This is a genomic window from Brevibacterium oceani (genome assembly GCF_013623835.1).
GTDB lineage: Bacteria > Actinomycetota > Actinomycetes > Actinomycetales > Brevibacteriaceae > Brevibacterium > Brevibacterium oceani.
Window position 1 is genome coordinate 340,039 of sequence record NZ_JABKDE010000003.1, and the last position, 26,323, is coordinate 366,361.

20 protein-coding genes are annotated in these 26,323 nt (G+C 66.8%); 7 read left to right on the plus strand and 13 right to left on the minus strand.

Annotated features, from left to right (window positions below; genetic code table 11):
• Window positions 1–68 precede the first annotated feature (68 nt).
• From HK401_RS08040 to HK401_RS08050, 3 genes are read right to left on the minus strand one after another with little or no spacing between them, the layout of a single operon-like run.
• Window positions 69–2,384, minus strand: coding sequence for a cytochrome b/b6 domain-containing protein (locus tag HK401_RS08040; protein ID WP_181274143.1), 2,316 nt, complete (start codon window positions 2,382–2,384; stop codon window positions 69–71).
• Between the two features lies 1 nt (window position 2,385).
• On the minus strand, window positions 2,386–3,366 hold the full coding sequence (locus HK401_RS08045) for an electron transfer flavoprotein subunit alpha/FixB family protein (RefSeq protein WP_181274144.1): 981 nt from the start codon (window positions 3,364–3,366) through the stop codon (window positions 2,386–2,388).
• A gap of 11 nt (window positions 3,367–3,377) precedes the next feature.
• Window positions 3,378–4,154 (minus strand): electron transfer flavoprotein subunit beta/FixA family protein, encoded by a 777-nt coding sequence (locus HK401_RS08050; RefSeq protein WP_181274145.1) that lies wholly within the window; start codon window positions 4,152–4,154, stop codon window positions 3,378–3,380.
• A 328-nt stretch (window positions 4,155–4,482) separates the two neighbouring features.
• Between HK401_RS08050 and HK401_RS08055 the strand changes: the two genes are divergently transcribed.
• Window positions 4,483–4,938, plus strand: coding sequence for an Lrp/AsnC family transcriptional regulator (locus HK401_RS08055; protein WP_181274146.1), 456 nt, complete (start codon window positions 4,483–4,485; stop codon window positions 4,936–4,938).
• A 46-nt stretch (window positions 4,939–4,984) separates the two neighbouring features.
• Here HK401_RS08055 and HK401_RS08060 read toward each other — a convergent pair whose 3' ends face one another.
• From HK401_RS08060 to HK401_RS08070, 3 genes are all read right to left on the minus strand, one after another.
• Window positions 4,985–6,001, minus strand: a complete 1,017-nt coding sequence (locus tag HK401_RS08060) for an ABC transporter substrate-binding protein (protein ID WP_181274147.1) — start codon at window positions 5,999–6,001, stop codon at window positions 4,985–4,987.
• A gap of 97 nt (window positions 6,002–6,098) precedes the next feature.
• Window positions 6,099–7,985 carry a siderophore-interacting protein gene (locus HK401_RS08065; RefSeq protein ID WP_219921801.1) on the minus strand — a complete coding sequence of 629 codons (1,887 nt, stop codon included), beginning with the start codon at window positions 7,983–7,985 and terminating at the stop codon, window positions 6,099–6,101.
• Window positions 7,986–8,216: 231 nt separating this feature from the next.
• Complete coding sequence (locus HK401_RS08070) at window positions 8,217–9,242, minus strand: ABC transporter substrate-binding protein (protein ID WP_181274149.1); 1,026 nt, start codon at window positions 9,240–9,242, stop codon at window positions 8,217–8,219.
• A gap of 447 nt (window positions 9,243–9,689) precedes the next feature.
• Here HK401_RS08070 and pdhA point away from each other — a divergent pair, with 447 nt between their 5' ends.
• The 5 genes from pdhA (at window position 9,690) to HK401_RS08095 (ending at window position 15,339) form a co-directional block, all read left to right on the plus strand.
• Entirely contained in the window at window positions 9,690–10,811 is a 1,122-nt protein-coding gene (pdhA, locus tag HK401_RS08075; protein WP_181274150.1) for a pyruvate dehydrogenase (acetyl-transferring) E1 component subunit alpha, read from the plus strand.
• The gene (locus HK401_RS08080; RefSeq protein ID WP_181274151.1) at window positions 10,808–11,821 is read left to right on the plus strand and encodes an alpha-ketoacid dehydrogenase subunit beta; all 1,014 of its coding nucleotides are present in this window, start codon (window positions 10,808–10,810) and stop codon (window positions 11,819–11,821) included. The genes pdhA and HK401_RS08080 overlap by 4 nt, the downstream gene beginning before the upstream one ends.
• Window positions 11,821–13,263: a dihydrolipoamide acetyltransferase family protein gene (locus HK401_RS08085; protein ID WP_181274152.1), complete on the plus strand. Its 1,443-nt coding sequence runs from the start codon at window positions 11,821–11,823 to the stop codon at window positions 13,261–13,263. The genes HK401_RS08080 and HK401_RS08085 overlap by 1 nt, the downstream gene beginning before the upstream one ends.
• Window positions 13,264–13,477: 214 nt before the next feature.
• Window positions 13,478–13,828, plus strand: a complete 351-nt coding sequence (locus tag HK401_RS08090; RefSeq protein WP_219921802.1) for a hypothetical protein — start codon at window positions 13,478–13,480, stop codon at window positions 13,826–13,828.
• The gene (locus HK401_RS08095; RefSeq protein WP_181274153.1) at window positions 13,825–15,339 is read left to right on the plus strand and encodes a sodium:solute symporter family protein; all 1,515 of its coding nucleotides are present in this window, start codon (window positions 13,825–13,827) and stop codon (window positions 15,337–15,339) included. The genes HK401_RS08090 and HK401_RS08095 overlap by 4 nt, the downstream gene beginning before the upstream one ends.
• Before the next feature lie 78 nt (window positions 15,340–15,417).
• Here HK401_RS08095 and HK401_RS08100 read toward each other — a convergent pair whose 3' ends face one another.
• The 4 genes from HK401_RS08100 to HK401_RS08115 all read right to left on the minus strand — a co-directional run bounded on the left by HK401_RS08100 (window position 15,418) and on the right by HK401_RS08115 (window position 20,124).
• Window positions 15,418–15,735: an addiction module antidote protein gene (locus tag HK401_RS08100; RefSeq protein ID WP_309135932.1), complete on the minus strand. Its 318-nt coding sequence runs from the start codon at window positions 15,733–15,735 to the stop codon at window positions 15,418–15,420.
• Window positions 15,736–15,914: 179 nt separating this feature from the next.
• A complete protein-coding gene (locus HK401_RS08105) occupies window positions 15,915–17,120 on the minus strand; it encodes an acyl-CoA dehydrogenase family protein (protein WP_181274155.1) in 1,206 nt (401 codons plus the stop codon).
• Window positions 17,117–18,466 carry a beta-ketoacyl-[acyl-carrier-protein] synthase family protein gene (locus HK401_RS08110; RefSeq protein ID WP_181274156.1) on the minus strand — a complete coding sequence of 450 codons (1,350 nt, stop codon included), beginning with the start codon at window positions 18,464–18,466 and terminating at the stop codon, window positions 17,117–17,119. The genes HK401_RS08105 and HK401_RS08110 overlap by 4 nt, the downstream gene beginning before the upstream one ends.
• Window positions 18,463–20,124, minus strand: a complete 1,662-nt coding sequence (locus tag HK401_RS08115) for a class I adenylate-forming enzyme family protein (RefSeq protein ID WP_181274157.1) — start codon at window positions 20,122–20,124, stop codon at window positions 18,463–18,465. The genes HK401_RS08110 and HK401_RS08115 overlap by 4 nt, the downstream gene beginning before the upstream one ends.
• A gap of 122 nt (window positions 20,125–20,246) precedes the next feature.
• Here HK401_RS08115 and HK401_RS08120 point away from each other — a divergent pair, with 122 nt between their 5' ends.
• The gene (locus tag HK401_RS08120; RefSeq protein ID WP_181274158.1) at window positions 20,247–20,930 is read left to right on the plus strand and encodes a DUF402 domain-containing protein; all 684 of its coding nucleotides are present in this window, start codon (window positions 20,247–20,249) and stop codon (window positions 20,928–20,930) included.
• 128 nt (window positions 20,931–21,058) lie between these two features.
• Here the strand turns inward: HK401_RS08120 and HK401_RS08125 are convergent, their stop codons facing one another.
• The 3 genes from HK401_RS08125 to HK401_RS08135 all read right to left on the minus strand — a co-directional run bounded on the left by HK401_RS08125 (window position 21,059) and on the right by HK401_RS08135 (window position 26,253).
• Window positions 21,059–22,453 carry an NAD-dependent succinate-semialdehyde dehydrogenase gene (locus HK401_RS08125; RefSeq protein ID WP_181274159.1) on the minus strand — a complete coding sequence of 465 codons (1,395 nt, stop codon included), beginning with the start codon at window positions 22,451–22,453 and terminating at the stop codon, window positions 21,059–21,061.
• Window positions 22,454–22,795: 342 nt separating this feature from the next.
• Window positions 22,796–25,234: a thiamine pyrophosphate-binding protein gene (locus tag HK401_RS08130; RefSeq protein ID WP_181274160.1), complete on the minus strand. Its 2,439-nt coding sequence runs from the start codon at window positions 25,232–25,234 to the stop codon at window positions 22,796–22,798.
• A 2-nt stretch (window positions 25,235–25,236) separates the two neighbouring features.
• Entirely contained in the window at window positions 25,237–26,253 is a 1,017-nt protein-coding gene (locus HK401_RS08135; protein ID WP_181274161.1) for a 1-aminocyclopropane-1-carboxylate deaminase, read from the minus strand.
• Between the last annotated feature and the right edge of the window lie 70 nt (window positions 26,254–26,323).

Genomic DNA, 26,323 nt, shown 5'->3' on the forward strand with positions numbered 1-26,323 from the left:
TTCACGTCGCTCGGGGCCTTCAGCACATCACCGCGTGAACCGCGGCAGTATCGACTACTCGACGATCGCTACCTGCTCGACACCCGACCGAACAGGTTCGCGATCGGCGCCAGCAGCAGCGGTCTGGCCGCGAACCAACCGGCCACGACCACGACCATCGCCACAACGAACCAGATGAGTCCGGCCCAGCCGAGCGCATTCGTGCCAGCGAACATGTACCCAAGGTTCTGCCGCATCCCGGTCGAGAACACAAGGAACACGTGCACGAGGATGAACATCACGAAGAACAGCATCGTCGGGAAGTGGATCGCCCGAGCCAGCGGCGCCGGGTAGATCTTGTTCAGCGTCGTGGCGTTCTTCGGCCACCATTCACTCATCCGCACACCCGTGATCGCGGCCAGAGGCGCGGCGATGAACACGACGATGAAGTACATCAGCTGCTGGAGCGCGTTGTAGTTGACCCACGCGTTCTCCATCGGCCACTCCAGCGTCGCGTACTGCAGCATCGCCGACAGCGCGTTCGGGAACACCTCCCAGCTCGTGGGCACGATGCGCGCCCAATGACCGGAGGCGAAGAGGAGCACGACGAAGACCACGCCGTTGGCCAGCCACAGCAGGTCGAGACCCGTGTGCAGCCAGAGGTTGATGCTGACCTTCTTCCCACCCTTCTTCGGGGTGTAGAACGCCGGCGGCTTCTGTTGGTGACGCACCTGCAGACCCGACCGGATGATGAGCACCATGAAGAAGATGTTGAGGAAGTGCGTCCACCTCGCCCACGCTGGGAAGCCCGCGTCGACGAAGTCGGGCTGGTGGTACTCGCCCGGGTAGCGTTCGAGGAACTCCGGCACACCAGGCAGAGTCGTGACACCGCGGGCGGCGAGGATGAGAATTCCGGCCGCGACGACGAGCCCGCCGATCGACAGGCCGATGAGCTTGGCCCACTGGCCCAGCGTCTTCGAACCGATCATGACCGGTTCCTTCGTGGCAGCAGGCTTCGCCGAGGTGGCGCTGCCCGATCCCGATGACGTGGACTTCGCGGCCGGTTTCGCGGCGGCCTTCGCAGCCGGCTTGTCCGCGGTGCGGGCCGCGGCCTTGTCGTCGGCCTTCGCCGCGGGCTTGGCCATCGGCTTGCGCTGGGCGGGCTTCTTCTCCGCTGCGTCCTCGGATTTCTTCTCCGACGCCGAGGCGGCTCCCGCTGCGGCGGCACCTGCACCGGCGGCGGCTCCCGCACCTGCGGCTGCCGCACCGGCTGCGACGCCGCCGATTCCGGTGCGTCGACCCTGTGGCTTCGTGTCTGCGTCGGCTGCAGGCTTCGATTCCTGCTTCGCGGCCTCGCCCGACTGTGTGGCTGCGGCGGCCGCGCCCGCGGCAGGTTTGACCGCTCGTGCCGGGGCGAAGCCTTCCGGCGGCCAGGGGTCTCCCCCAGCGGTGCGCGGAAGTCCACGGCGCAGAGGCACATCGGACTTCTCGCCCGAAGCGCTCGACGCTGCAGCTGCGGCAACGCCGGCACCGGCTCCTGCTGCTGCGGCCGCTGGCGCAGCCGAGGACCCGGAACCCGATTCGGTCTGAGAGTCGGCCTGGGTGTCTGTCTGTTCGGATGCGGCGTCGGCCTGCTCCGTGGACGATTCCGCGGAATCGGCTTCGGCGCTGTCGTCGGCCGGGGCATCCCCGGTTGCTGACGCAGTGGAGGCTGACGCTCCCGCAGCCTTGACGCCTGCGGGCGCGAAGCCTTCCGGCGGCCAGGGCTCTCCACCTTCGACGCGCGGCAGGCCACGGCGCAACGGCACCTCAGCAGCTCCAGCCGCTGAAGAATCATCGGTAACGGCAGCGGCGGCCGGGACAGGGGAACCCGACTCCTCAGCCGAATCGTCGGCTGTGGAACCTTCGGCAGAAGACTCTTCGGGCGTCGGCTCTTCGACGAAGCCGGTCATGTCCTCGGCAGGGGCGCCCGCATCCTCGGCGGATGCAGGTCCGGGTTCGCCGCTGGCCGCGGCAGCCGCACCGGTGGCCTTCACTCCGGCAGGAGCGAAGCCCTCCGGCGGCCAAGGCTCTCCACCTTCGACACGCGGCAGACCGCGACGCAACGGCACCTCGGCCTCCGCGGCAGCGGGCACGCCCGGCTCATCCGAATCGTCGGCAGTGTCCTCGACCGAATACTCGGCGTCAGCGGAGGCGGCGGTCTCCGTCGGTTCCTCAGCGTCGGTCACATCAGGCTCGGCCACCTCGGCGGGGGAACCTTCATCCAGTTCCTCCGTGTCCGACGCTTCCGCGACGAACGTCGCGCCCTCTTCCAAGGGCTCGCCGATGGTGCCCTCCGGTGGCCAGGGGTCACCACCTTCTACTCGGGGCAGGCCCGAACGCAGTGAACTGGAATAGGTGGCCATATCAGGACTTGTTCTCTTTCAGGGTCTCGATCGCCTGCGGGACGACCTTGAACAGGTCGCCGACGACGCCGAAGTCCGCGATGTCGAAGATCGGAGCTTCGCCGTCCTTGTTCACAGCGACGATGGTCTTCGAGGTCTGCATACCGGCCTTGTGCTGGATCGCACCCGAGATGCCCAGCGCCACGTAGAGCTGCGGGGACACGGACACACCGGTCTGACCGACCTGGTGCGACTGCGCGATGTAGCCGGCGTCGACGGCCGCACGGGAGGCGCCGACAGCGGCACCGAGGACGTCGGCGAACTCGCCGACGAGTTCGAAGGACTCCTCCGAACCGACACCGCGACCACCGGAGACGACCTTCTGCGCACCGCGCAGCTCGGGTCGTGAGGAGGTCTCGACGATGGCTTCGAACGAATCGATCGCGGCGGCACGCTTACCGGAATCGGCGACCTCGAGGGCCTGCGCATTGGCCGACTGAGCCTCGGCGCGGGTCTCGATCGCACCGAGACGCACCGTGATGACGGGGGCACCGAAGGTCGGAGCCGACGACGCGGTGTAGCCGCCGCCGTAGACGGAGTGGTTGGCGACGATGCCCTCGGAGTCACGTTCGACGCCGATGGCGTCGACGCACACCGCCGAACCGGTGCGCACGGCGAAGCGGCCGGCGATGTCGCGGCCGTCGAGGGTGTTGGGCACGAGCACCGCGTCGGGAGCGGTGAGCTCGGCGGCCGAGGCCACGGCATCGACGGCGGCCGTGCCGAGGTTGCCTTCGGCGAGCTCGGCGGTCAGGGTCGCGGTGGCACCGAGTTCGGCGGCCTTTTCAGCTGCGGCATCGGCACTGCCGGAGGCGGCGAGCACGAGCGCGACGGGCGAACCGATCTCGGAGGCGCCGCCGAGCAGCTCAGCGGCAGGCTTCTCCAGCTGACCTTCGGCATCGGCGGTGAGGACGACGAGAATGGCATCCTGCGGGAATTCTGACATCACGATTCTCCTTAGGCCAGACGATTCTTGGTGAGGTATTCGGCGAGGTCAGCTCCGCCATTGCCTTCGTCGGCGACCTTCTCGCCGGCTTCACGCGGCGGCTTCTCGGCGACGGTGACCATGATCGAGCGGGCCACCGACTGATCATCCGCGTCGATCTCGAGATCGGACAGGCCGATGACTTCGAAGGGCTTCTTCTTCGCGGCCATGATGCCCTTGAAGTTCGGGAAACGCGCCTCGGGCAGAGCCTCGGTGATCGAGATGACGGCGGGCAGTTCGGCCGAGACCTGCTGCTGGCCGCCTTCGATGGCACGGGTGCCGGAGACCTTGCCGTCGGAGATCTCGACGGCGGTCAGACCGGTCACGTGCGGGTAGTCGAGGTGCTCGGCGAGCATCGCCGGCATCATCCCGCCGTTGCCGTCGGTGGAGACGTTTCCGGTGATGACGAGGTCGAATTCGCCGCGGCGGATGGCGGCGGCGAGCACCTCGGCGGTCAGGCCCAGGTCGGCTCCGGGAAGGCCCTCATCGGCCACGTGCACGGCATTGTCGGCACCCATGGCCAGGCCCTTGCGGATCGTGGCGGTCGCGGTGTCGGGCGCCATCGAGACGACGGTCACCTCGGTGTCGCCATCGCTGTCTTTGCTCGACAGCGCGACCTCGAGGGCGCGTTCACCGATCTCGTCGAGGACAGCTTCGGAGGCGCCGCGATCGGCGAGCCCGGTTTCCAAGTTCAGCTTCCGGTCGCCGTAGGTATCCGGGACCTCTTTGACCAACACCGCGATCTTCAAGGATGACTCCTAATTCGTTGAAGCAGTTCCAGCTGCAATGAGACTTCCGTCTCATAATCTACAGGTGGCTGTTTCGTCTCCGTAAGCCGGGTCCGTCCGAATCCGGCCTTGTGTCCAGTCACCATGGTACGTGGGACGCACCACAGATATCTTCGTTACTGTACGAACGATCGACAGAATTTGTCCAATGTCACGAACGCCCATCGCCGAGGCGGGGGTTGCCGGGCACGGATCACACCCGCGCCGAGGCGGGATCCGGGGATTGGGCACGGGGCCCTAGAATGGGGAGCAGATCAGGCCGCAGAGATCAATGGTGAAGGAGCGCCCCGTGGCATTCGACCTCGACGACATCGACCGCAGCATCATCGCTGCCCTCGTCGAGGATTCGCGGCTGAGCGTGCGCCAGCTCGCCGAACGCGTCCACATCTCCCGTTCGGCCGCGCACAAGCGCTTCACTACTCTCATCGATTCCGGGGCGATCCGGAAATTCACCGCTGAGGTGGACCGCAGTGCGCTCGGCATGACCGTGACCGCCGTGGTCGTCGTCAAGATCGGCGAGCGCCCCTGGCCTCAGGTCCGCGATGACCTGGCCGCGCTGCCCTTCGTCGAGAAGGTGCAGGCCGTCAGCGGTGACATCGATGCGCTCGTGACCGTCAATGCCCCGGACAACACGGCCCTGTCGCAGGTGATCCTGCGCCGCATCCACGAGGTGCCCGGGGTCGTGTCCTCCCGGTCGCTGCTCATCCTCGACGAGGCGGAAGGGCACCGACCCGGAGCCGGCTGAGCCAGCGGCCCGGTGATTCCGGGACCGGCTCAGCCACCTCGGCGAATCAGTCCTTCCGGTACTCCTTGATGGCCTTCTCCGCCATCTTCAGTCCGTATTCCGCATCGGAGTAGCCGGCGATCGTGGCCTTGCCGATCGGGTAGACATGACCGGCCTTGACCGCGGGCAGTTCCTTGAACACGGCCGAGTCGATGAGGGTCGTGGTCAGCTCGTCGTAGTCACCGCGCAGATCGGAGTTGACGAAGATGATGTCGGCATCGTCAAGGCTCTTGTCGAGGACCTCCATCGAGATCTGAGCTTCGGGCTCGACCTTTCCGGATTTGTTGCCGCCCTGCTCGGCCTCGCCGTACTTCTCGACCATCGTGTCCTCGTCGGCCGACCAGTCGAAGCCGAGCGGGGAAAGGATGGTGCCGAGCATGTTCTCACTGCCCCACAGGTAGGCGGAATTGTCCTCGAATGATGAGGCCGCGCCGATGGTCGTGCCCTTCGTGACGTCGGCGTACTCGTCGGCGATCCGCTTCTGCTCGGCTTCGAACTCGCTGCCGAGCTGTTCGAGTTCATCGGTCTGATTGACCGCGTCGGCCACTTCCTTGACGCGCTGCTTCCACTGCGCACGGTCGCCGCCGCGCAGTGTGAACTGATAGACGGGGGCGATCTCCTGCAGCTGTTCGATCATCTCGGGTTCCTGCGTGTTCGGCGACAGGATGAGGTCGGGGTCCGCCTCGGCGATCTTCTCGAGATCGGGCTCCTCCTGGGCAACCACCGGGATCTCGCCCAACTGGTCCACCCATTCCTCGGGCACGCCCGTTTCCATGAATGCACCCTGCCCTACCGGCGGGACGTCAAGGTCCATGAGCGTCTCCGTCGCCGCGTAGTGCAGCGTGACGATGTTCTGCGGGTCGGCCGGCACCTCGACCTCGGTCCCCGACGAGTCGGTGACGGTGCGCGTTTCGTTCGAGGACTCGCCTGAGGCCTCCGCGTCGCCGCCGCCCCCACAGCCGGCCAGCAGCGCCAGACCCGCGGCACAGGCGATCACGGCACGAGTGATGCGATTGATTCTCATGTCTTCTTTTTTCTTTCTGTCGGGCGAACCTTCGGCTCGATCAGCGCCGAAAGTTCGGCTCCACGGTGGAACTCTGTGGGCAGGTGCCGTCCGGTGCTCAGCGTCTGTCGGCGATGACGGCACGGCGGAAGCGTCCGAAGCCCCAACCGATGTCGACGACGTCGACGGTCGCGACTCCGAGCTCGACGAGGAGGTCTCGCACCTCGTCACTTGTCCAAGAGACGTGGCCGGTGGCGGCGAAGGTGGACACGAGCTCTTCGGCCTGGTGGTCGTCGGCTTCGGCCTCGTCGGTGAAGGGTTCGACGATGACGAGACTGCCGCTGTTCTCGATCACGCGCGCGAGCAGACCCCGGGCCTCGACACGCGAGCGTCCGGTCAGGCCCGCAAGGAGCAGGGTGGCCTCGACTCTCGGCCACGCCTGTTCGCCGGTCAGCGCTGCGGCCGCGGGCGTGTGGATGGTCCGTCCGGATTCGGGCGCCTTCCGGGTCAGGGCGGCGGCGACCTCGGCGCCGGCATCACCGGCCAAGGCGACACTCGACGCGGTCGCGAGGGGTTCGAGGTCGAGGATGATGTCGAGAACGTACTGGAGATGGTCGAGGGTGCGGCTGCGATGGGCGGCATCGAGCTTCTCATCGGCGGCACGCTGGTCGTGCCAGGTGAGCGCCTGGGTCGCCGAGGCCCGCGAGGTCCTGGCCGCGAACCCGCCCCGGAGGACGTCGATGAGGTCGACGATGGAGAAGAGATCGAGCAGCGCCGGATCCTCGAGGTCGAGGCCGTCAGCCGAGCCTTCGCTCGTGAGCACGGCACCGGTCGGGGTGTTGCGGTAGTCATCACCCTCGCGTTCGAGCAGTCCGAGTGAGCACATCGCGGTGAGGACGACGCGGACGCCGTCGGTGTCGATGCCGGTCTCGGCCGCGATCGCCTCTGCGGCGGTGATGCCTCCGGCGATGAGGTCGTTGATGCCGAAGGTCACAGCCGCACGGGTGATGATCGGCGGCAGGATCTCGGTCATCTCGTGGACCTGCTCGAGGACGTCGAGTGAGGATTCGGGGCTCGCCGAGGCGGCTGGATCGTCGGCGGCGGCGTCGACGGTGGGCGACTCACCGGAAGTGGGGGCGACCGCCTCGGCGATCGTGCTGCAATCAGCGGCTGTGCTGTCGGTGACGGCGCTGCGGTCAGCGACGGGGCGACTCTCTGCCGGAGTCTTGCGCCAGTACCCGACGACCTCGACGTCCTCCTTCGGCAGGCCGAGGTCGCGACGGAGGTAGCGGCGGATGGGGGCGATCGTCAGGGCCTCGCCGGCGCACCATGCGAAGGTGCGCCCTTCGGGCAGGCTCACATTCCGCACGGTGTCGTACATGAGGGTGGATTCGCCGGGCGGGGTCGTGCCGCGGATGAGCCAGTCGATCTCGACGTCCGCCTCGGTGGAGATGTCCTGGATGTCCTCGGCGGTGGGGACTTCGACGATGATGTGGGCCCGGGCGCCGGCGGGAGCCTCCTCGAGCCAGCGGCCGACGGCGGGCAGGGCCGTCTCGTCGGCGATGAGCAGGTGGAAGTCGACTTCCGAATTGATCCCGGCGCAGGTCTTCGGTCCGGCGAAGCTGAGGCGATCGCCGATGGAGACGGAGAACGCCCACTCCGAGGCGAGGCCGGATTCATGGCGGACGACGTCGAAGGAGAAGGATCCGGTCTCGGGGTCGACGCTGCGGACCGTGTAGTCGCGGGTGAGGGCGAGTGCCTCGCGGTTCCAGTTGAAGCGGAATTCTCCCTGCTCGCCGATGTCGAGTGTGCTGCCATCCGGCGGTGGGATGACGAGTTTCACGTGATCATCGAAACCCTCGGAGCGGAATGCCGGCCGCGGCACACCGTCGACCTCACTCGCCTCCAATTGAGCACCCGCCACAGTCAGGCGTCGCATATTGGGAGTGATATCGGCGATGCCGGTGACCTCCACCTCACGCAAAATGATCGGCAGCACCTGCATGGGCCTGGAAGTTCGCGGCACGTATTCAGCTCCGAGGGTTTCTTGACGTATGAAACAGTGAGAATCAGGGGTTCGCGACTTCAAGCAGGTGTGTCAACTGCCTTAAGGCCACACGAGTTTTCCCTAAATCTCATAGGTCAGCCTAACCTGAGATCGCGAGGGGCACAACACCGTCTCCGAAATATTTCTGACGGTGAGACGAAAGGCGCCGTTCGCGGCCCCGGCCCCAGGTCAGTCCGACCCGACCTGGACCGGACCTTTGCCCGCAGCCGCCTCGGCGAGGGCTGGGGTCAGGTTGTCGATGACGTACGGCAGGCTCAGAGGTGTCGAGAAGTAGATCGCCCCGGCGAGCACGTCGTCGGTGTAGACGACCTTCTTCGCCTGCATCGGCGTGAGCCGCTTGACCACCGGATTCTTCTCCAGCGCCGCTCGGTCCTGACGCTCCTCCGTACCCCAGATGAGGACATCGGCGGCGTCGAGGACGTCGAGCTTCTCTTCGGGGATGTAGGCCTGACCGCCGGAGGCGTCTTCGGGCGCGTACTCGTCGATCTCGGTCGGCACGACGGGGCCGAGCTGGGTGAGGAAGTCAGTGCCGAGGCCGTTCTGATAGGCGATCGCGTTTCCTTCGGAGATCTGATTCTGGAGGTAGACGACGGGCACGTCGGCGAGTTCGGGGTGGTCCTCGGCCGCCTCGGCGAATTGGTCGTCGATGTCCTCGGCGATCCCCTTGGCGTCGTCGGACTTCCCGAGCGCCTCGCCGATCTGCTCGAGCTGGACCTCCCACGGCTCGAAGTACATCGGATAGTCCGCAGAGTGCGCGACGGTCGGCGCGAGCTCGCTCAGCTGCTGATATTGGCTCTTCGTCAGCCCTGCGTTCACGCCGATGATGAGGTCGGGCTCGAGTTCGGCCACCGCCTCGAGGTCGGGTCCGTCGGTCGCTTCGAGGACGGTCGGCTCGGAATCGCCGCGCGCCTCGTCGGCCCACGGCCAGGACGCATGCGGATACTCCCCGTACCACTCGGTCACACCGACGGGATCTTCACCGAGCGCCCACAACGCGTCCTGCTCGGTGACTCCGACGGAGACGATACGCTTCGGCTCGGAGTCGATCGTCGTCGTGCCGTAGGCGTGTTCGACGGTGATGGGGAATTCCCCGCCGCCGGTCGCCTCAGGTTCGTCCGCTTCGCCTGATGAGCAGGCAGCGAGGAGAAGCAGTGAGGCGGCGCCGGCCGCGATGACGCGGCGGAGGCGCCTCATCTGCCGAGGTCCGGCAGCCGAACGGGACGGGTCGGACGCGCCGGTGCGAGCGGTCGAGTCTGTGCGGGCATTCGCATCCGTGCGGTTGAGGGCCAAGGTGGTCTCCGATGGTTGAGCGGGCGCGCGCGTCGGCGGCGATGCCGTTGCCGCGCAGGCACCTCTGCAGCGTATGAGGTAAGGCTCATCTTATCCGTCGACACACTCACATCGCATGACTGCCGTTGCGGTGAGAACTGAGGGGCGCGGCCCCAGCCGAAATCCGGCCGCAACCGCAGCCAGCATCCCGCCGGAAGCCCAACCGAAGTCCAGCCCGAAACCCACAGCCAAACGTCCACGCGACCGGCCACAGCCGACCCTTTCGTCCCGAGTTCGCGCGACGAATGGCCGCCCGTCCTCACCTGCCGCGACACCATGGAATTGTGACTCCGCTCACTCCACAATGGGGCCATGACCATTGACGTTCCCACCACAGGCCGCTCTCTGCCCCAGCTGCAGCCGATCAGCTTCATCGGCGCTGATGGGCAGCCCACCGACACCCCGACCGAGGGACTGCGGATCCCCAGCGATGCCACCCTCATCGGTCTCTATCGGCAGATGGTCCTCGTCCGTCGGTTCGAAGCACAGGTCACCCACCTGACCCGGCAGGGCAGGCTCGCGACGTACCCGTCCGCCGCAGGTCAGGAGGCCGCCGAGGTGGGGGCGACGACCGCACTGGCACCGAATGATTGGCTCTTCCCCACCTACCGTGACTCGGCAGCGCTGCTGACCCGCGGAGTGCCAGTGGCCGAGATCCTCGCCGCCTTCCGCGGCGACTGGCACTGCGGATTCGACCCGCACGAGTACCACACCTCACCTGCGGCAACACCCCTGGCCACGCAGACCCTGCACGCCACGGGCTTCGCGATGTCCGCGAAGCTCAAGGGCGAGGATGCCGCGACTCTGACCTTCCTCGGCGATGGTGCCAGCAGTGAGGGTGACACCCATGAGGCATTCAACTTCGCCTCCGTGTGGCAGACGCCGACGGTCTTCGTCCTCCAGAACAACCAGTACGCGATCTCGACGCCGCTGCGCGAGCAGACGAACGCGACGATGCTCGCCGACCGCGCTGCCGGCTACGGAATGCCGGGCCTACGCGTCGACGGCAATGATGTCGCGGCCGTGTTCGCCGCCGTCTCCGCCGCCCTCGAACGCGGCCGGGGCGGCGACGGCCCGACCCTCATCGAATGCCTGACCTACCGGATGGAATCGCACACGAACTCCGACGATCCGACGAAGTACCGCGATGCCGAGGAGGTCGAGCACTGGACGCAGTTCGATCCCATCAACCGTCTTGAGAAGTATCTGCGCTCGACCGGTGCCCTCGACGATGACGGAGTCACGGAGATCGCCGAGGCGGCCGAGACCCTGGCTGAGACCGTGCGCGACGCTATGAACACCGAGGCCGAGATCGACCCGCGCGAACTCTTCGCCCACGTCTACTCGCGCCCGCGGACTGCAATCGTCGAACAGCAGCAGGTCCTTGAGGCCGAACTCGCCGGAGCAGGGTTCGCAGCGGCAGGGCAGGCATGAGCGTCGAAGCAGCTCCCGCTCCCGCCACCGCGCCCACCTCGGTGACGATGACGAAGGCGCTCAACCGGGCGCTGCGCGACTGTCTGGCCGAGGACGATACTGTCCTCGTCTTCGGGGAGGATGTCGGCCGCCTCGGCGGGGTCTTCCGCGTGACGGAAGGGCTGCGGGCCGAGTTCGGGGCGAACCGGGTGTGGGATTCGCCGCTGGCGGAGTCGGGGATCATCGGCACCGCGATCGGGATGGCGATGAACGGGATGCGCCCGGTCGTCGAGATGCAGTTCGACGCCTACGCCTACCCCGCGTTCGAGCAGATCGTCTCACACGTGGCGAAGATGCGGAACCGAACGAAGGGGCGCATCAGCCTGCCGATCACGATCCGGATCCCCTATGCCGGCGACATCGGCGGGGTCGAGCACCACTCGGATTCCTCCGAGGCCTATTGGACCTCGACACCGGGGCTGACGGTTCTCACCCCGTCGAATCCGGCCGATGCGTATTCGCTGCTGCGCGAGTCGATCGCCTCCGACGATCCTGTCGTGTTCATGGAGCCCAAGTCGCGGTACTGGATGAAGGAGACGCTGTCCCTGCCGGTGACTACGGCGCCGATGGATCGCGCTCAGGTCATCCGAGAGGGCACCGACGCCACCCTGCTCGCCTACGGTCCGACCGTGCGCACGGCTCTCGATTCCGCCGAGGCCGGAGCCGAGCACGGACTGTCCATCGAGGTCATCGACCTGCGCACGCTCTCACCGTTCGATGACGAGACCGTATCTGCGTCTGTGCGCAAGACCTCACGGGCGGCGATCATCCACGAGGCCGCCCAGTTCGGCGGCTACGGCGCCGAGGTGGCCGCCCGCCTCACCGAACGCAACTTCACCTACCTGTCGGCCCCGATTCTGCGGATCACAGGGTTCGACGTGCCCTATCCGTCACCGAAGCTCGAGGAGTTCTACCTGCCCACCGTCGAACGCGTGCTCGATGCGCTCGAGTCCTGGGATTGGGAGCTGTGATGAGTGCTGATCTGAATACAGGCACACGCGAATTCATCCTCCCCGACCTCGGCGAGGGCCTCACCGAGGCGGAGCTGATCTCCTGGAAGGTCGCCGTGGGCGATGAGGTCCAGGTCGATCAGATGGTCGTCGAGGTCGAGTCCGCGAAGTCCGTCGTCGAGCTGCCCTGCCCCTACGCCGGGCAGATCACCGCGCTTCATGCGTCAGCTGGTGACACCGTCGCCGCAGGTCAGGCCCTGCTCTCCGTCGCCGAGGCGGCATCGAGTCCATCAGACGAAACGTCCGAATCCAGTGGTGCGAACCTCATCGGCTACGGCACATCGGAACCGAAGACCCGAACATCGAAGAAGCGCTCATTCGGCTCGAAGACGTTCAACTCATCGACCGTGAGTGCGGCGGCCACTCCCCCGGTCACCGACGAACCGGCACCCGCAGCCACCGATGTCGAATCCGGCACGATCGAGTCCGACGCAATCGCGGCAGAGACCAGCGTCTCCCCCGTGTCCTCACCGCTCGTGCGCAAGCTCGCCAAGGATCACGGAATCAGCGCCAAACACCTCGACGGAACCGGCTCCGGTGGGATTGTCACCAGGGCCGATGTTCTTGCCGCCATCGAATCCGACACGAACATCAACCTCGGTGCTGCGAACGCAGGTGTCCCTGCGGGGACGTCACCGACCGCCGACCCTCACACGGGAGCGGAACGGGGAGCCACCTCGGCGGACGTGCCTACCTCCGCCCGACAGGGCGAGCGCGACACCCGCACCCCGATCACCGGACTGCGCAAGGTCGTATCCGAACGGCTCACCCGCTCGCGTCAGGAGATCCCCGAGGCGACGATCTGGCTCGACGTCGATGCGACCGAGCTGGTCAAGACGAAGAAGGCGCTCGAGGCGCGCTCCGGCGAGAAATACTCACTGCTCTCGCTCGTCGCTCGTTTCGTCGTGGCCGGACTGAAGAAGTACCCGATCATCAACTCCTCAATCGACACGGCCGCCGGGGAGATCGTCACGCACGGCGACATCAACCTCGGCCTGGCTGCGCAGACCCCGCGCGGACTCATGGTCCCCGTCGTCCACGGCGCCGGAGAGATGAGTCTGCGGCAGCTGCGAGACTCGGTGTCCGAGACAGTCGGCAAGGCTGCGACGGGCAAGTTCGATCCGTCCGAGCTGTCGGGTGGAACATTCACACTGAATAACTACGGCGTGTTCGGCGTCGATGGCTCGGCTCCGATCATCAACCTCCCCGAGGTGGCCATGCTCGGTCTCGGTCGGATCAAGGACCGCCCGTGGGTCGTCGACGGCGAGCTCACGGTGCGCAGGGTGATGTACCTGTCCTTCGTCTTCGACCACCGGGCGTGCGACGGTCAGGAGCCGAGTGAGTTCCTCACCTTCGTCGCCGACTGCATCGAAAACCCGATCTCACTCCTGCCGGAGCTCTGAGCGCGGCCTCCAAGCCGACCTCGTTCAAGCGGTAGCGCGTCTGTCGATCGGCCCACCCATCGACAAGCGCGCTCCGCCTTGAACGACGTTGCACGAACCGTATGCCATCGTGACGATTCCACACTTCGGACTGCTCTCACATTCGTGATCCACACCACTAGCCTTGCCGAGTCCGCTCACCAGCGGACGCAAACGCAAGGAAACGAAGGTGAGCATGTCACGGAACCACAGTTCGGCACGCACGGCGGGGCCGCCTCGGCGATGGTCGCTCTTGCTCCTCATCATTCCGGTGATCCTCTACGCGCTCACTCCGTTGGTCGCGAACTCGGTCGAACCGCGCCTCTTCGGTCTGCCGTTCATCGTCACCTACACGATCATCGTCACGATCCTCACCTGGGCCTTCGTGTGGATGGCTGCTCGCGGGGACCGCTTCTACCGCGGTGACCTGCCCGAGCACGTCCCCTCCGACGTCGCATTCGGTGAGGACCATCCGATCGACCCGGTGTCCGGCGACCGACCGGCGACTGACGGGCCCCGCAACGGCAGCGAGGAGGCCGACCGATGAGCACTCCAGCGATCATCGCCTCGATCATCTTCGGCCTCGCCATGCTCGCGACCATCGGCATCGGCGTGTGGTCTGGTCGGGGGCGGGAGAAGTCCCTCGACGAGTGGTCGGTGTCCGGCCGCGGACTCGGCGTCGTCTTCATCCTCCTGCTCATGGCCGGCGAAACCTATACGAGTTTCTCGTTCCTCGGGACCGCCGGCTGGTCGTACTCCTACGGCGTGCCGATCCTCTACCTCATCGGCTACCTGAGCATCGGACTCGTCGTCGCCTACCTCGTCGGCCCGCTGTTCTGGACCTATGCGGCACGGCACAAGCTCGTCAGCCTCTCCGACATCGTCGAACATCGTTTCCGCTCACGGGGGCTGGCGATTCTCGTCGCCGTGCTCGCGACGGTGTTCATCGTTCCCTACATCCAGCTGCAGATCCAGGGCATGGGCGCCGTGGTCAACGCGATGAGCTACGGCGCGATCGACCTCAAGATCGCCGCGATCATCTCCTTCATCGTCGCCGAGGCGTTCATCCTCTTCTCGGGCCTGCGCGGTTCCGCATGGGTGTCGGTGTTCAAGGACGGGCTCGTCATCCTCGCCGTCGCGTTTCTCGCGGTCTACGTGCCGCTGCACTACTTCGACGGGCTAGCGCCGCTGCTCGACCGCCTCGTGGTGGAGAAGTCGCAGTGGCTGACCTTCCCCGGTGCCGGCGACGGGGTCTACGGCAGTGCGTGGTTCATCTCGACGATCATCCTCAACGGGATCACGATCACGGTGTTCCCGACGTCGATCGCCGGATACCTGTCGGGCACCTCGGCGAATGCGCTGCGTCGGAACTCGATCATCCTGCCCTGGTACCAGCTGCTGCTCCTCGTGCCGATGATGGTCGGCGTGGCCGCGCTCTTCGTCGTACCCGCCCTCAAGGATGCGGATCTGGCTCTGTTCTCCGTGGTCATCGACTCTCTGCCGGCACCGATCGTTGCGCTCATCGGTGTTGCCGGTGCGCTGTCTGCGATCGTGCCGATGAGCGTGTACATGCTCTCGATAGGATCGATGTGGGGCCGGACTGTTCTGGGCGGCGGTCTGGCCGGTCCGAAGGATGCGGCCTCGCTGACGAGTGAGCAGCTGGCCGCTCGAGGGCTGCGCCAGAAGACTCTGTCCCAGTGGGTGTGCCTGGCTGTCGGCGTGATCGCGCTGGTGATGAGCCTGCTCATGCCCGATGCGCTCGTCGAGCTGTCGGTCCTCAGCTATGAAGGTCTGGCCCAGGTCGTACCCGCGGCACTGCTCGCACTCTACTGGCCGCGGATGTCGAAGCAGGCAGCTGCGGCGGGCCTCATCGTCGGTTCGGTCGTCATGGTCGCTCTCCACTACACGGGCAATGATCCGCTGCTCGGCATCAACGGCGGCCTCTGGGCGGTCGCCGCAAACCTCGTGGTCGTCATCGTCGTGACGCTCGCGAAGCCGGATCCTCGCTGGGTGCCGGCGGCGGAACATCAGACCCGCAAGCGCGAAGCTCTCAGGTAACGCGAAACTCGAAAAAGTCGTCGCCGGCGGCGGCTCTTTCGAGCTTCGCGCTACCTGAGCGAGAACAGCGACAGCCGATCAAGCTGACCGCGGTTCCTGATGCACTTCCAACCGCAGATTGAGTGCTTGCGTAACCCGGAGCACTGTCGACCACCTTGGGTTTCCATCAGCGGACAGGGCTCGGTAGAGGCCGTCACGGCTCATCCCCACTCTTCGAGCGAGTTCACTCATGTTGCCGGAACGCGCAAGAATCCCCAGTGCGGCAGGCAGTGCTCCGGGATCATCCGCTGAGTCCTCGAGCGCAGTCGTCAGCAGAGCCGCCGCATCATCAGAGTCGGCAATGTAGTCGGCTGCGTCGAAAACCGGGAATTCCCCACCCACTCTGGCCACACTCACTGTTGGCCCGGGAGAGGCGACCGCATGTGGACGACATATTCAGGCCCGTGCCTCGTTCAAGCGCCAGCGCACGTGTCGACCGGCGCACGACTCGACAGGTGCGCTGCCACTTGAACGACGCCGGCCGGTGACAGCCGAACCGGGTTCGGCGCGAACGAAGCGCACGAGCGCGCCGCGCTTCACCCGTCGAGGAGTGCTGCCGCGTACATCGGGCGGGCCGCATCCGCACTCGGCGGGTGGAAGAGACCGGCCGTGGCATCGCGGAACAGACGCGAGAGTTCGTGCTTGTTGCCGAATCCGCTGCCGCTCGTGCACATGAGCGCGGTCTCCGCGCACCGGCGGGCCGCCTCGGCGGATCTGATGCGCGCCCCCACCAACCGCAGCGGCCAGCCGGCGCCGTGGTCGACGAGGTCATCGAAGTCCCGCGCGTACGCGTCGATCATCGCGGTCACGGGCATGAAGTCGAGGTGCGCGTCGGCCAGGCGCGTCCGAGCCTCCGGAACTTCGGCGAAGGTGACTCCGGCCTTCGCAGACTTCCGCTTGTGCAGTCCTGCCGCCCCGAGTTCGAGGGCCCGGGCGGCGACCCCGGCGTAGACCGCGGCGATGAGGAGCTGGAAATTCGAGGTGATGGCGAAGGTGAGAAGGTCAGGATGCTTGCCGGCGGGAATGACCCGCGAGACTCGTTCGGGCTTCATCGGCACGTTCTCAAGGACCGTCGCCCGCGACTGCGAGGCCCGCATGCCGAGCACATCCCAGTCGTCGGAGACGGTGATGCCGGGAGCCGACCGCTCGATGAACCCGTAGACGAGCTCACCCTCGGCCGGCTGATCGGCGTCCGGGCCGGCGATCCCGTCATCGTCGGCGACCACGGATCCGTGGACGATGAGCCGCGTCCACACCGGCGACAGGGAGGTGAAGATCTTCACCCCGGTGAGTTCGAAGCCGCCGTCGGCAGTGGGCACCGCCTCAGTGGTCGACCCCTGCAGAACCCAGTCGTTCGAGGGTTCGGAGATGCCGAAGGCGAAGATCTCACCGGCCATGACCTCGTCGAATACCCAGCTCAGCGTGTCGTCGCCGCGGACGTTCATCGCCTTGACCACGCCCGTGCACATGAGGTGCATGTTGATCGCGAGCGCCGTCGCCGGGGCCGCCGAGGCCAGCCGCTGCTGCAGCCGGGAGACCTCGAACAGGTTCAGCCCCGGTCCGCCGAATGACTCGGGGACGAAGAGCGTGAGGTAACCGCGCTCCTTGAGCTCGGCGAGGTCCTCGTCGAAGAACCGGTTCTCCTGGTCATAGACGTCGGCACGTTCCCGGAAGCGTTCGAGCAGGTCATCGGGCAGGTAGGTCTCGGCCAGCTCGCCGAGGCGGGTCTCACGGTCGGTCATGGTTCTCCTTCAGTGCGAGGTTGAGTTCGCGAAAGTACGGCCCGCCGCAGGATGATCGCCCCGTTGTGCCCGCCGAAGCCGAACGAGGTCGACAGTACGGTGTCCACGGCCGCCTCGGCGTCGGTCGATTTCGCACTGAGATCCCGTGCTTGACCTGCGACGAAATTCCAGCCGTCGAATTCCGGATCGGCGAGGTTGAGCGTCGGGGGCAGCACCTGATCCCTCATCGTCATGATCGCGATGATCGCCTCGACGACCCCGGAGGCACCGAGCAGGTGCCCCGTCGATGATTTCGTCGCCGCGATCGGGATGTGCCGCCCAGCCTCCCCCAGCGCTGAGTCGAACGCGGCGAGTTCCGCGCGATCCCCGGCAGGCGTGCCCGTGGCATGGGCGTTGATGTGGTCGATATCGCCGGGTTCCAGCCCTGCGTCGTTCAGAGCCTGGACCACCGCCGAGGCGGCTCCCCGTCCGCCCGGATGTGGGTTCGTCGGGTGATGAGCATCGCTGGCGGCACCGAAACCGGCGAGCTCGGCCAGCGGCATCGTCCCACGTGAGGCCGCCGAGTCCGCGGATTCGAGGAGGATCGCGGCGGCACCCTGGCTCATCACGAACCCATTGCGTCCTGCATCGAAGGGCCGGCTGGCCGCAGCCGGATCGCCTTCGAAGCCTGCGGCAAGTGCTCGCATGTTCGCGTTCGACGCGAGGTTGACCGGGCCGAGGCAGTCCTCCATGCCGACGACGAGCACGGCGTCGGCGTAACCGTGACGGATGCGGCGCATCGCCTCACCCAGGCCGATCGCTCCCGACGCGCAGGTCGCCGAGACTCCCTGTCCGGGACCGCGGAGGTCGAAGCGCTGACTGATGAGCGCGGCCGCCGAGTCCGGCGCCCCGTGGATGGCGAGAGTGAGCGGGACTCCGCGGGGACCGTCGGCGTCGAGCGCACGGGTCGCGGCCTGCATCGCATCGACAGGGCCGGAACCGGTGGCGGCGATGACGACGGTGCGATCGCGGTCCCACGGCAGGTCGTCGGCGGGGGCCGGGATTCCTGCTTGCGCGAGCGCCTGATCGGCGGCGGCGATGGCCCAGTGCTGGACGGGGCTGAGCCGACGGGCGAGCGCTCGGGGCAGGACCGCCTCGGCGTCGAAGTCTCTGATCTGCCCGCCGATCCGCACGGCAAGGTCATCGAACTGCTCACCTGCGAGAACGTCGATGGCGCTGCGCCCGGATCGCACAGACTCCCACAACGCATCGGCGTCGAGCCCGCTCGGGGTGATGGCGCCGAGGCCGGTGACGACGACCTCGCGATACCCGTCGGCCCGGCTCCGCTGTTCGTCGGGAGTGTTCACAGTCGCGTTCCCTGTCCGCTCATGATCAGCTCAACGGTTTCGGCGCGCCGAATCTTCCCACCGACGGTTCGCGGCAGCCGGTCGAGTGTGTAGAACCGACGCGGCACGAACTGCGGGGCCAGCTGCGCGCGGGCATGGGCGAGCAGTGCGGCCTTGTCGGGCAGTGCGGCCTTGTCGGGCGTGCCCTGCATGGTCGCCGCGGCGTCGGATCCGGAGCCGACCTCGATGACGAGGGCCACGATGCTGCCGAGACTGTCATCGGGCAGCGCGATCGCGCAGACTTCGCCGAGGCGGGGCCGTCCGTCGCCTGTAGACCCATCGTCGCTTGCCACCCCACTATCGACAGCGGTCCCGACCAGCGAGAACGCCTCGAACGCGCGCTCCACCTCGGGCAGTGACACCTTGTGCCCTCCGGTGATGGCGATGTCCCCAGCGCGGCCGGCCAGTTGGAGCAGTCCGTTCTCTATCCGGCCCTGGTCGCCGACGCTGGCCCATCCGTCGGGACCGCGCAGCACGTCCTCGGTCGTGCCGGTGACGTAGTCGTACGAGCACGCGGCAGCCTGGATCCACAGGGTGCCGATCTCGCCGTCGGGCAGCGGCACACCATCGTCGCCGCGCACCTCGGCTCCGATCGTGTCGTAGACGGTGATCCAGGTGCCGTCGCCGTCGCGGCTGTCGCCGATGAAACCGATCTCGGCCGCACCGTAGTAGCTGATCAGCCGGGTCTCGGGCAGCACCTCGCCGAGGCTGCTCCGGATGCTCGCCGGCAGGTTCGCTCCCCCGGTGACGACGAGGTCGAGACCTCGGAACCGCTCGGGGGAACGGCGAGCCGCCTCGGCGATGGCACGCACCACGGCGGGGACGGCGACGATGCGGGTGATGGCTTCGTCGGCGATGCGTGCGCCCATCGTGAAGGGGTCGAACTCGTCGGCGACGTGGACGCTGCCGCCGGTGGCGAGGCACTCGATGACGGCGTAGAGGGTGAGGCTGTAGGACACGGGCCCGGGCGCGAGCGTCGCGACGCCCGGGAAAGGTTCGAGGTGCGCCGAGGAGACGGCGACGTTGTCGCGGTACTGCCGGCGGGTCTTGATGAAGGCCTTGGGATTGCTCGTCGTGCCCGAGGAGAAGAGCATGAGGAACGGTTCGGCATCGTCGCGGACGGTCGGTGGGGTCGTCGTCGTTTCGCCGATGGCCGCCGTGGTGAGCGCGCCGGCAGCCACGTCAGCTTCGAGTTCGCGCAGCTGAGCGAGCGTGACGACGGTGCCCGTCCATGCGGAGGAGGCGAGCGCCTCGGCGAGGTCGGTCGAATCGCTGATGACGACGCCGATTCCGGTCGTCGTGATGACCCCTACCTGGTGGTTCAGCGGCCAGCGCGGATCGATCGTGGCCGATACCGCACGGAAGCCGGCGAGCCCGGCGATGATGCGGGAGGTCTCGAACGCCGAGGTGAGGCTGACGGCCGTGATCGGGATGCCCTCGGTCTCGGGGGCGGGATGCGGTGGTGCGGACTGCGCGCCGTGGAGGGAGTCGACGGCGGCGAACAGGGAGCGGGAGTCCGCGACGAGCTCGCCGTAGGTGAGCCGCTGATCAGCACTGACGATCGCGAGCTGGTCGGGATGGGCCTTGGCGACCTCGAGAATGCTCGACGTGATCGGCAAATCTGACCTCCCTGAGCGGTGACTTCGCTTCCACACTACATCGCCCTTCGGGCGTCACCTGCGGGCGGATCGAAGCAGACGATCGGAGCGAACAGTCAGGTGTCACAATCATGATTGCAGGTATGGACGACACCAGAGAACCGCATTCTCCCGCACCGACCACACAGCATCCCAGGTGGCGCCGCGGCGACCAGATCCTGTGGACGTACACGAACCCGGCCCATCCCGGGCTGTACGATCAGCGTCCGGTCACGGTCATCGCTGACGATGAGCGCCACCTTGCGGTGTGGCTCGAGTCAGGGACCCGCATGCTCCATCATGTCCTCGCCGACGGCTCCGGCATCCGCACCGCCGACGGGCCCGCCAGGTTCGGTGCACCCCGTGCACAGGGGCTCAAACGCTGGCAGGGTCCGGGCATCGTCGCGGTCTTCCAGCCGGGATTCGACTATTCGGTGTGGTTCTTCGAAACGCCCTCGGGCCGCCGCGACTCCTTCTACGTCAACCTCGAGGATCCCTTTGTCCGCTTCGATCGCGGCGTCCTCACCGCCGACCACGTCCTCGACATCGTCGTCGATGCTGCCGGCAACTACCAGCTCAAGGACGAGGACGAACTCGAATTCGCTCGTGAGGCCGGGATGTTCTCCGACGAGAAGGTCGCTCGCATCCGCGCCGCAGCCGATTCCGCCGTCGAGGACATCGAGGCGTGGCGCTTCCCCTTCGATTCGGACTACCCGGACTTCCACCCGGACCGAGCCTGGCCGTCGCCGGACCTGCCCGCCGAGGCGACCTGGGACTTCGAGAGCTGAGCGCCGAGGCGACACATGGGCCCCGAGACAACGGCGGAGCGCCGAGACTACGGAGCGCACACCGTTGTCTCGACGCTCCACAATGGTTTCGGCGAAAGCCGAGCTGGAAGGCTGACCCTCCAGCAACCTCAGTCGGCCACGTAGTACATCCGCTTGTTGACGAACTCGTCCATGCCGTAGGGGCCGAGCTCACGGCCGAAGCCCGAGCGCTTCGTTCCGCCGAACGGGATCTCCGCACCCTCACCGGCCGGGGTGTTGACGTTCGACATGCCGACATCGAGGCGCTGGGCGAGCTTCGCGGCCCGCTCCTCGTCCTTGGAGAACACGGCGCCGCCGAGGCCGAAGCGCGTGTCATTGGCCAGCTTGAGAGCCTCGTCGTCGCTGCCCACCTTGTAGACGGTGGCCACGGGACCGAAGAGCTCTTCACGGTAGGCGTCCATCTCCGAGGTGATCCCGGTGAGCACGGCCGGCGAGACGTAGGCCGAACCGTCGGTCGCGAGTTCGCCGCCGACCAGGGTCGCACCCTGCTCGACGGCACGGTCGAGCTGCTTGCGCAGGTTCTCTGCGGCCGAACGCGAGGACAGCGGCGAGTATTTGCCGTCCCCAGCCTCGGCGGGGGTGCCCTTCTCCCACGACTTCGCCCGTTCGGTCAGGCCGGACACGAAGTCGTCGTAGATGTCGTCCATGACGATCATCCGCTTGTTCGCGTTGCAGACCTGGCCGGTGTTGTACAGGCGGGTGCCCCATGCGGTGTCGACGGCCTCGTTCATGTCATCGGTGTCGAGGATGATGTAGGGATCGGAGCCGCCGAGCTCGAGCACGGCCTTCTTGAGGTACTTGCCGGCGGTCGCGGCCACGGCGGATCCGGCGCGTTCGGAACCGGTCAGGGAGACGCCCTCGACACGGTCGTCGGCGATGATCGTCTCGATCTGCTCGTGCGTGGCGTAGATGTTGGTGTACACGCCCTCGGGGATGCCGGCTTCCTTCATGAGTTCGGCGATCTTCGCCGAGGAGCGGGGGCAGATCTCCGCGTGCTTGAGGATGATCGTGTTGCCGAGCACGAGGTTCGGAGCGGCGAAGCGGGCGACCTGGTAGTAGGGGAAGTTCCAGGGCATGATGCCCAACAGCGCACCGACGGGGCGGCGCTGGATGAAGGCCTTGCCTCCGGACATCGACTCGATGGGCTCGTCGGCGGCGAACTTCGGGCCGTTGTCGGCGTAGTAGTTGAAGATGGCCTCGCAGAACTCGGCCTCTTCCTCACCTTCGGCGGTGGGCTTGCCCATCTCCTCGGCGATGATCTCGGCGAGTTCGGCCTTGCGCTCACCGAACAGGGCGGCGACCTTGTTGACGACGGCCGCGCGCTCTTCGATGGTCTTCTCGCGCCAGCTCAGGTATCCCTCGTGCGCGGAGCTGAGGACCTGCTGGATCTCCTCGTCGGTCGCGTTGTCGAACTTCTCGACGACTTCACCGGTGGACGGGTTCTCGACACGATAGCCGCCTGCGGCACTGCCTACGTTGCTCATTCCAGACTCCTTCGACTTCGGGCGCCTGTTGGCGCCGATTAAGCAATCGCATACCTGTTCGCCGCCGAAATCGACGGATTGCGTATGCCTGTCTCACACGCTATCAATCCGTGACCTGCGCAACAAGTGCCGGAACCTGGGGGAATCCTCAGTCCCCGATCGTCCGTGGTCCCCTCGCCGATGCGGTGCGGATTCCGAATCGGTCACAACGAAATCCGAACCGCGCTCGCGACGAGAGAACGCCGGCCTCGATCGGGGACCACCCGCCTCGGCGAGGGGTCCGCTCCGGTCCCTGTTCATCGAACCAGAAGACCGCAACGGTTCACCTCGCTTCGCGGGAACTCACCGCCCCACGAGGTCGAGTCCGGCGCGCACGATAGAGTCCGTGTCGATCCCGTGGATCGCATAGGCCTCCCCCACCGAGGATGCCTGACCGAATTCGGTGACCCCGAGGTTCCGTGTGCGGTCCCCGCGCACTCCGGAGAGGAACGCGAAAGTGTGCGGGTGCCCGTCGAGGACGGTGACCAGTGGTGCCGGATGGTCTGCGGGGAAGAGTTCATCTGCGATGGCCGAGCGGACACTCGAGCGGACCTGAGACCGATCCTGCACCGACCGGAACACCTTCGACGGTGAGCTGAGGCAGACGATCCCGGCCCGGACGCCCAGGGATTCCAGTCGAGCCGCCGCCGCGATCACCTCGGTCATGATGGCCCCGACGCCGACGAGGGTGACCTCGTCCTCGGCGGCCGGTCTGGCGGAGAGCCGGTAGCCGCCGGCGATGACCTGGTCACGGCGGCGTTCCCGCAGCAGCGGATCTTCGGGCACACCTGCGAGCTCCTGCGCTACCGGTCTCGTCGTCAGCCGGAAGTAGGCGGAGTCGCCGTCCGGGTCCGCGAGTTCGCGCAGCGCTTCGAGCAGGGTCCACTCGAGGTCCTGGGCGAAAGCGGGCTCCCAGCTCGTCAGGCCCGGGATCTCCAGAGTCACCGAAGGTGTGTTGAACGACTGGTGAGCCCCGCCTTCCGGCGCGAGCGACACACCCGAGGGCGTGCCTACCATGATCGAACGCCCACCCGCGTAGAGGCTGAAGGTCCAGGGCTCCAGGGCCCGGTTGATGAAGGGATCGTAGATCGTGGCGATCGGCAGCAGCGGCTGTCCCCAGCGCTGCCCGGTGGACCCGAGCTCTCCAGCCAGGGAGACGAGATTGACCTCGGCGATGCCGAGTTCGATGTGCTGTCCGCTCGTGCCCTCCTGCCACCGCAGCACTCGTTCCCGGTCATCGGAGAACCAGTCATGCCGGCCTGCCGGGGACCAGATCCCGGTCTTGTTGATCCATCCGCCGAGGTTCGTCGACGTCGCGACGTCCGGTGACAGGGTCACAACCCGCTGGGCCACCTCGGGGGCGACGTGCTTGAGGTCGGAGAGGAACCGCCCCAGCGCCGCCTGCGTGGAGATCTGCGGTCGCGGGGTGAATCCCAGTTCGGCAGGCACTGCGGCCACGGCATGGCCGGTCACCGGCTCCCGTCGCAGCCGCTGCGCGGTCTCGGCACAGAACCGGCCGGCCGGGGTGTCCGGAGCGAAGGTGACCCACGGGTCATCGAGGTCCATCCCCGAGGCGGCCGCGAGCTCGCGCATCTGCGCTTCGGTCAGCTGCGCGGCATGGTTGCCGGGATGGCCCTCCGTGGCCAGCCCCTTGCCTTTGATCGTGTAGGCGAAGACCACCGTCGGCCGGTCGTCGTCGATCGCGTCGAACGTCGACACGAGCTGGCCGAGGTCATGTCCACCCAGGTCACGGATGAGGGAGGCGAGACCGTCCGCGTCGAAGCCGTCGATGACCGCGGACAGGGCGGCCGCCTCGGTGTCGGTGAGACCCGAGAGCAGCCGGTCGTGGATCTCGGACGGATGGGCGCGCAGCAGCCGCTGGTATTCGGGATTGGGCATCCGCACGAGCCGATTCTTGAGCGCCTCGCCGCCGGGGGCTGCGAACACGGCTTCGAGTCGGCGCCCCCACGGGCAGGTGAGCACCTGCCACCCGGCGGCATCGAACATGCCCTGCAAACGACGGATCTGGACATCGGGAATGACCCGATCGAGCGACTGCCGGTTGAGGTCGACGATCCACACGATCTCGCCGAGGCTGCGCACCTCCGGATCGATGATCGCCTCCCAAACCGCCCCCTCGTCCATCTCCGCGTCGCCGAGCAGGGAGTAGAACCGGCCGGCTTCCGGGGTCTCGGGGAACCGGTCGGAGACGTAGCGGTGGGACAGGGCTGCCCAGATGGGGGCGGTCGCGCCGATGCCCACGGAACCGGTGGAGAAGTCCACCGTGTCCGGGTCCTTCGTCCGTGACGGGTAGGGCTGGAGTCCCCCGCGGCTGCGCAGGGTGTCGAGGAATTCCTCGCCGAGGTCTCCGAGCAGATAGTTGATCGCGTGGAGGACCGGCGAGGCATGGGGTTTGACCGAGACGCGGTCAATGGCGCGCAGTCGGGTGAACCACAGCGCCGTCATGATCCCGGTCATCGAGGCCGACGAGGACTGGTGACCGCCGACCTTGACCCCGTCCGGGTTGATCCGGCCGCGGTTGGCACGGTCGATGATCGAGGTCGCCAGCCACAGCACGCGCTGGGCGATCTCGTCGAGGATCTCATCGTCTCCCGAGGTCGAAGCCCGCAGCGGTCGGTCGTTCGTCCCGGGCGGGCTGACCTGCAGGGAGGTCTCGAATTGGTGGCGGTCCGTGTCCTGAGCCGCCGACTCTCGCGCAGTCGCCTCCTGTGCGGTGCTCATCGTCAGAAGATCGAGGAGTAGGCGTTGAGTGCGAGCTGTCCGCCGAGGTGGGCGTAGAGGACGGTGGAATCCCTGCCGATCGTGCCGTCTCCGACGAGGTCGAGGAGCCCTGCCATCGACTTGCCCTCGTAGACGGGGTCGAGGATGACGCCTTCGAGCTGGGCGGCGGTGCGGATCGCGTTCACGGTCGTCTCGTCGGGGATGCCGTAGGCCGGGCCTTCCCAGCCGGTGCGGATATCGACGTCGCCGTCGGTGATCTCACGCCCGAGGCCGATGAGTTCGGCAGTGGTGTTCGCGATCCTCTTCACCTGGTCGCGGGTCTTCTCGATCGTGGCCGAGGCATCGATGCCGATGACCTTGCGAGGGCGTCCGCCGGCGGCTTCGAGAGCCGCGAATCCGGCGATCATTCCGGCATGCGTCGAGCCGGTCACGGTGCACACGACGATGGTGTCGAAGAAGACGCCGAGCTCCTTCTCCTGTTCGGCGACCTCATACGCCCAGTTCGCAAAGCCCAGTCCGCCGAACTTGTGCTCGGAGGCGCCGGCCGGGATCGGGTAGGGCCTGCCGCCTGATTCTTCGACCTCGGCCAGGGCGTTCTCCCAGCTCGAGCGGATGCCGATGTCGAATCCGGCCGAGTCGAGGCGGACGTCGGCTCCCATGATGCGCGAGAGCTCGATGTTGCCGACCTTGTCGTTGACCGGGTCCTCCCAGTCGACCCAGCGTTCCTGCACGAGGCGCGCCTTCAGCCCCAGGTGAGCGGCGACGGCGGCGACCTGGCGGGTGTGGTTGGACTGGTAGCCGCCGATGGACACGAGGGTGTCCGCACCCGAGGCGAGGATGTCGGGAACGATGTACTCGAGCTTGCGGGTCTTGTTGCCGCCGAAGGCGAGTCCTGAGTTGACGTCTTCCCGTTTGGCCCAGATGCGGGCCCCGCCGAGGTGGTCGCTCAGTCGCGAAAGCTCGTGCACTGGGCTCGGACCGAAGGTGAGTGGGTAGCGTTCGAAGTCGGTGATGGCCATGATGTCCTCTGTTCTCTGAAACGTTCGCTTCGGGGCGATCGCTCTCTCGTGCGATGTGTCCTGGATCGCA

Excerpts from the sequence above, each read along its gene's own strand:
- pdhA (WP_181274150.1), top strand. The coding sequence starts at position 9,690 with ATGACCATTGACGTTCCCACCACAGGCCGCTCTCTGCCCCAGCTGCAG.
- HK401_RS08090 (WP_219921802.1), top strand. The coding sequence starts at position 13,478 with ATGTCACGGAACCACAGTTCGGCACGCACGGCGGGGCCGCCTCGGCGA.
- HK401_RS08080 (WP_181274151.1), top strand. The coding sequence starts at position 10,808 with ATGAGCGTCGAAGCAGCTCCCGCTCCCGCCACCGCGCCCACCTCGGTG.
- HK401_RS08065 (WP_219921801.1), bottom strand. The coding sequence starts at position 7,985 with ATGCAGGTGCTGCCGATCATTTTGCGTGAGGTGGAGGTCACCGGCATC.
- HK401_RS08045 (WP_181274144.1), bottom strand. The coding sequence starts at position 3,366 with ATGTCAGAATTCCCGCAGGATGCCATTCTCGTCGTCCTCACCGCCGAT.
- HK401_RS08105 (WP_181274155.1), bottom strand. The coding sequence starts at position 17,120 with ATGACCGACCGTGAGACCCGCCTCGGCGAGCTGGCCGAGACCTACCTG.
- HK401_RS08085 (WP_181274152.1), top strand. The coding sequence starts at position 11,821 with ATGAGTGCTGATCTGAATACAGGCACACGCGAATTCATCCTCCCCGAC.
- HK401_RS08135 (WP_181274161.1), bottom strand. The coding sequence starts at position 26,253 with ATGGCCATCACCGACTTCGAACGCTACCCACTCACCTTCGGTCCGAGC.
- HK401_RS08095 (WP_181274153.1), top strand. The coding sequence starts at position 13,825 with ATGAGCACTCCAGCGATCATCGCCTCGATCATCTTCGGCCTCGCCATG.
- HK401_RS08120 (WP_181274158.1), top strand. The coding sequence starts at position 20,247 with ATGGACGACACCAGAGAACCGCATTCTCCCGCACCGACCACACAGCAT.
- HK401_RS08125 (WP_181274159.1), bottom strand. The coding sequence starts at position 22,453 with ATGAGCAACGTAGGCAGTGCCGCAGGCGGCTATCGTGTCGAGAACCCG.
- HK401_RS08040 (WP_181274143.1), bottom strand. The coding sequence starts at position 2,384 with ATGGCCACCTATTCCAGTTCACTGCGTTCGGGCCTGCCCCGAGTAGAA.
- HK401_RS08130 (WP_181274160.1), bottom strand. The coding sequence starts at position 25,234 with ATGAGCACCGCACAGGAGGCGACTGCGCGAGAGTCGGCGGCTCAGGAC.
- HK401_RS08060 (WP_181274147.1), bottom strand. The coding sequence starts at position 6,001 with ATGAGAATCAATCGCATCACTCGTGCCGTGATCGCCTGTGCCGCGGGT.
- HK401_RS08070 (WP_181274149.1), bottom strand. The coding sequence starts at position 9,242 with ATGAGGCGCCTCCGCCGCGTCATCGCGGCCGGCGCCGCCTCACTGCTT.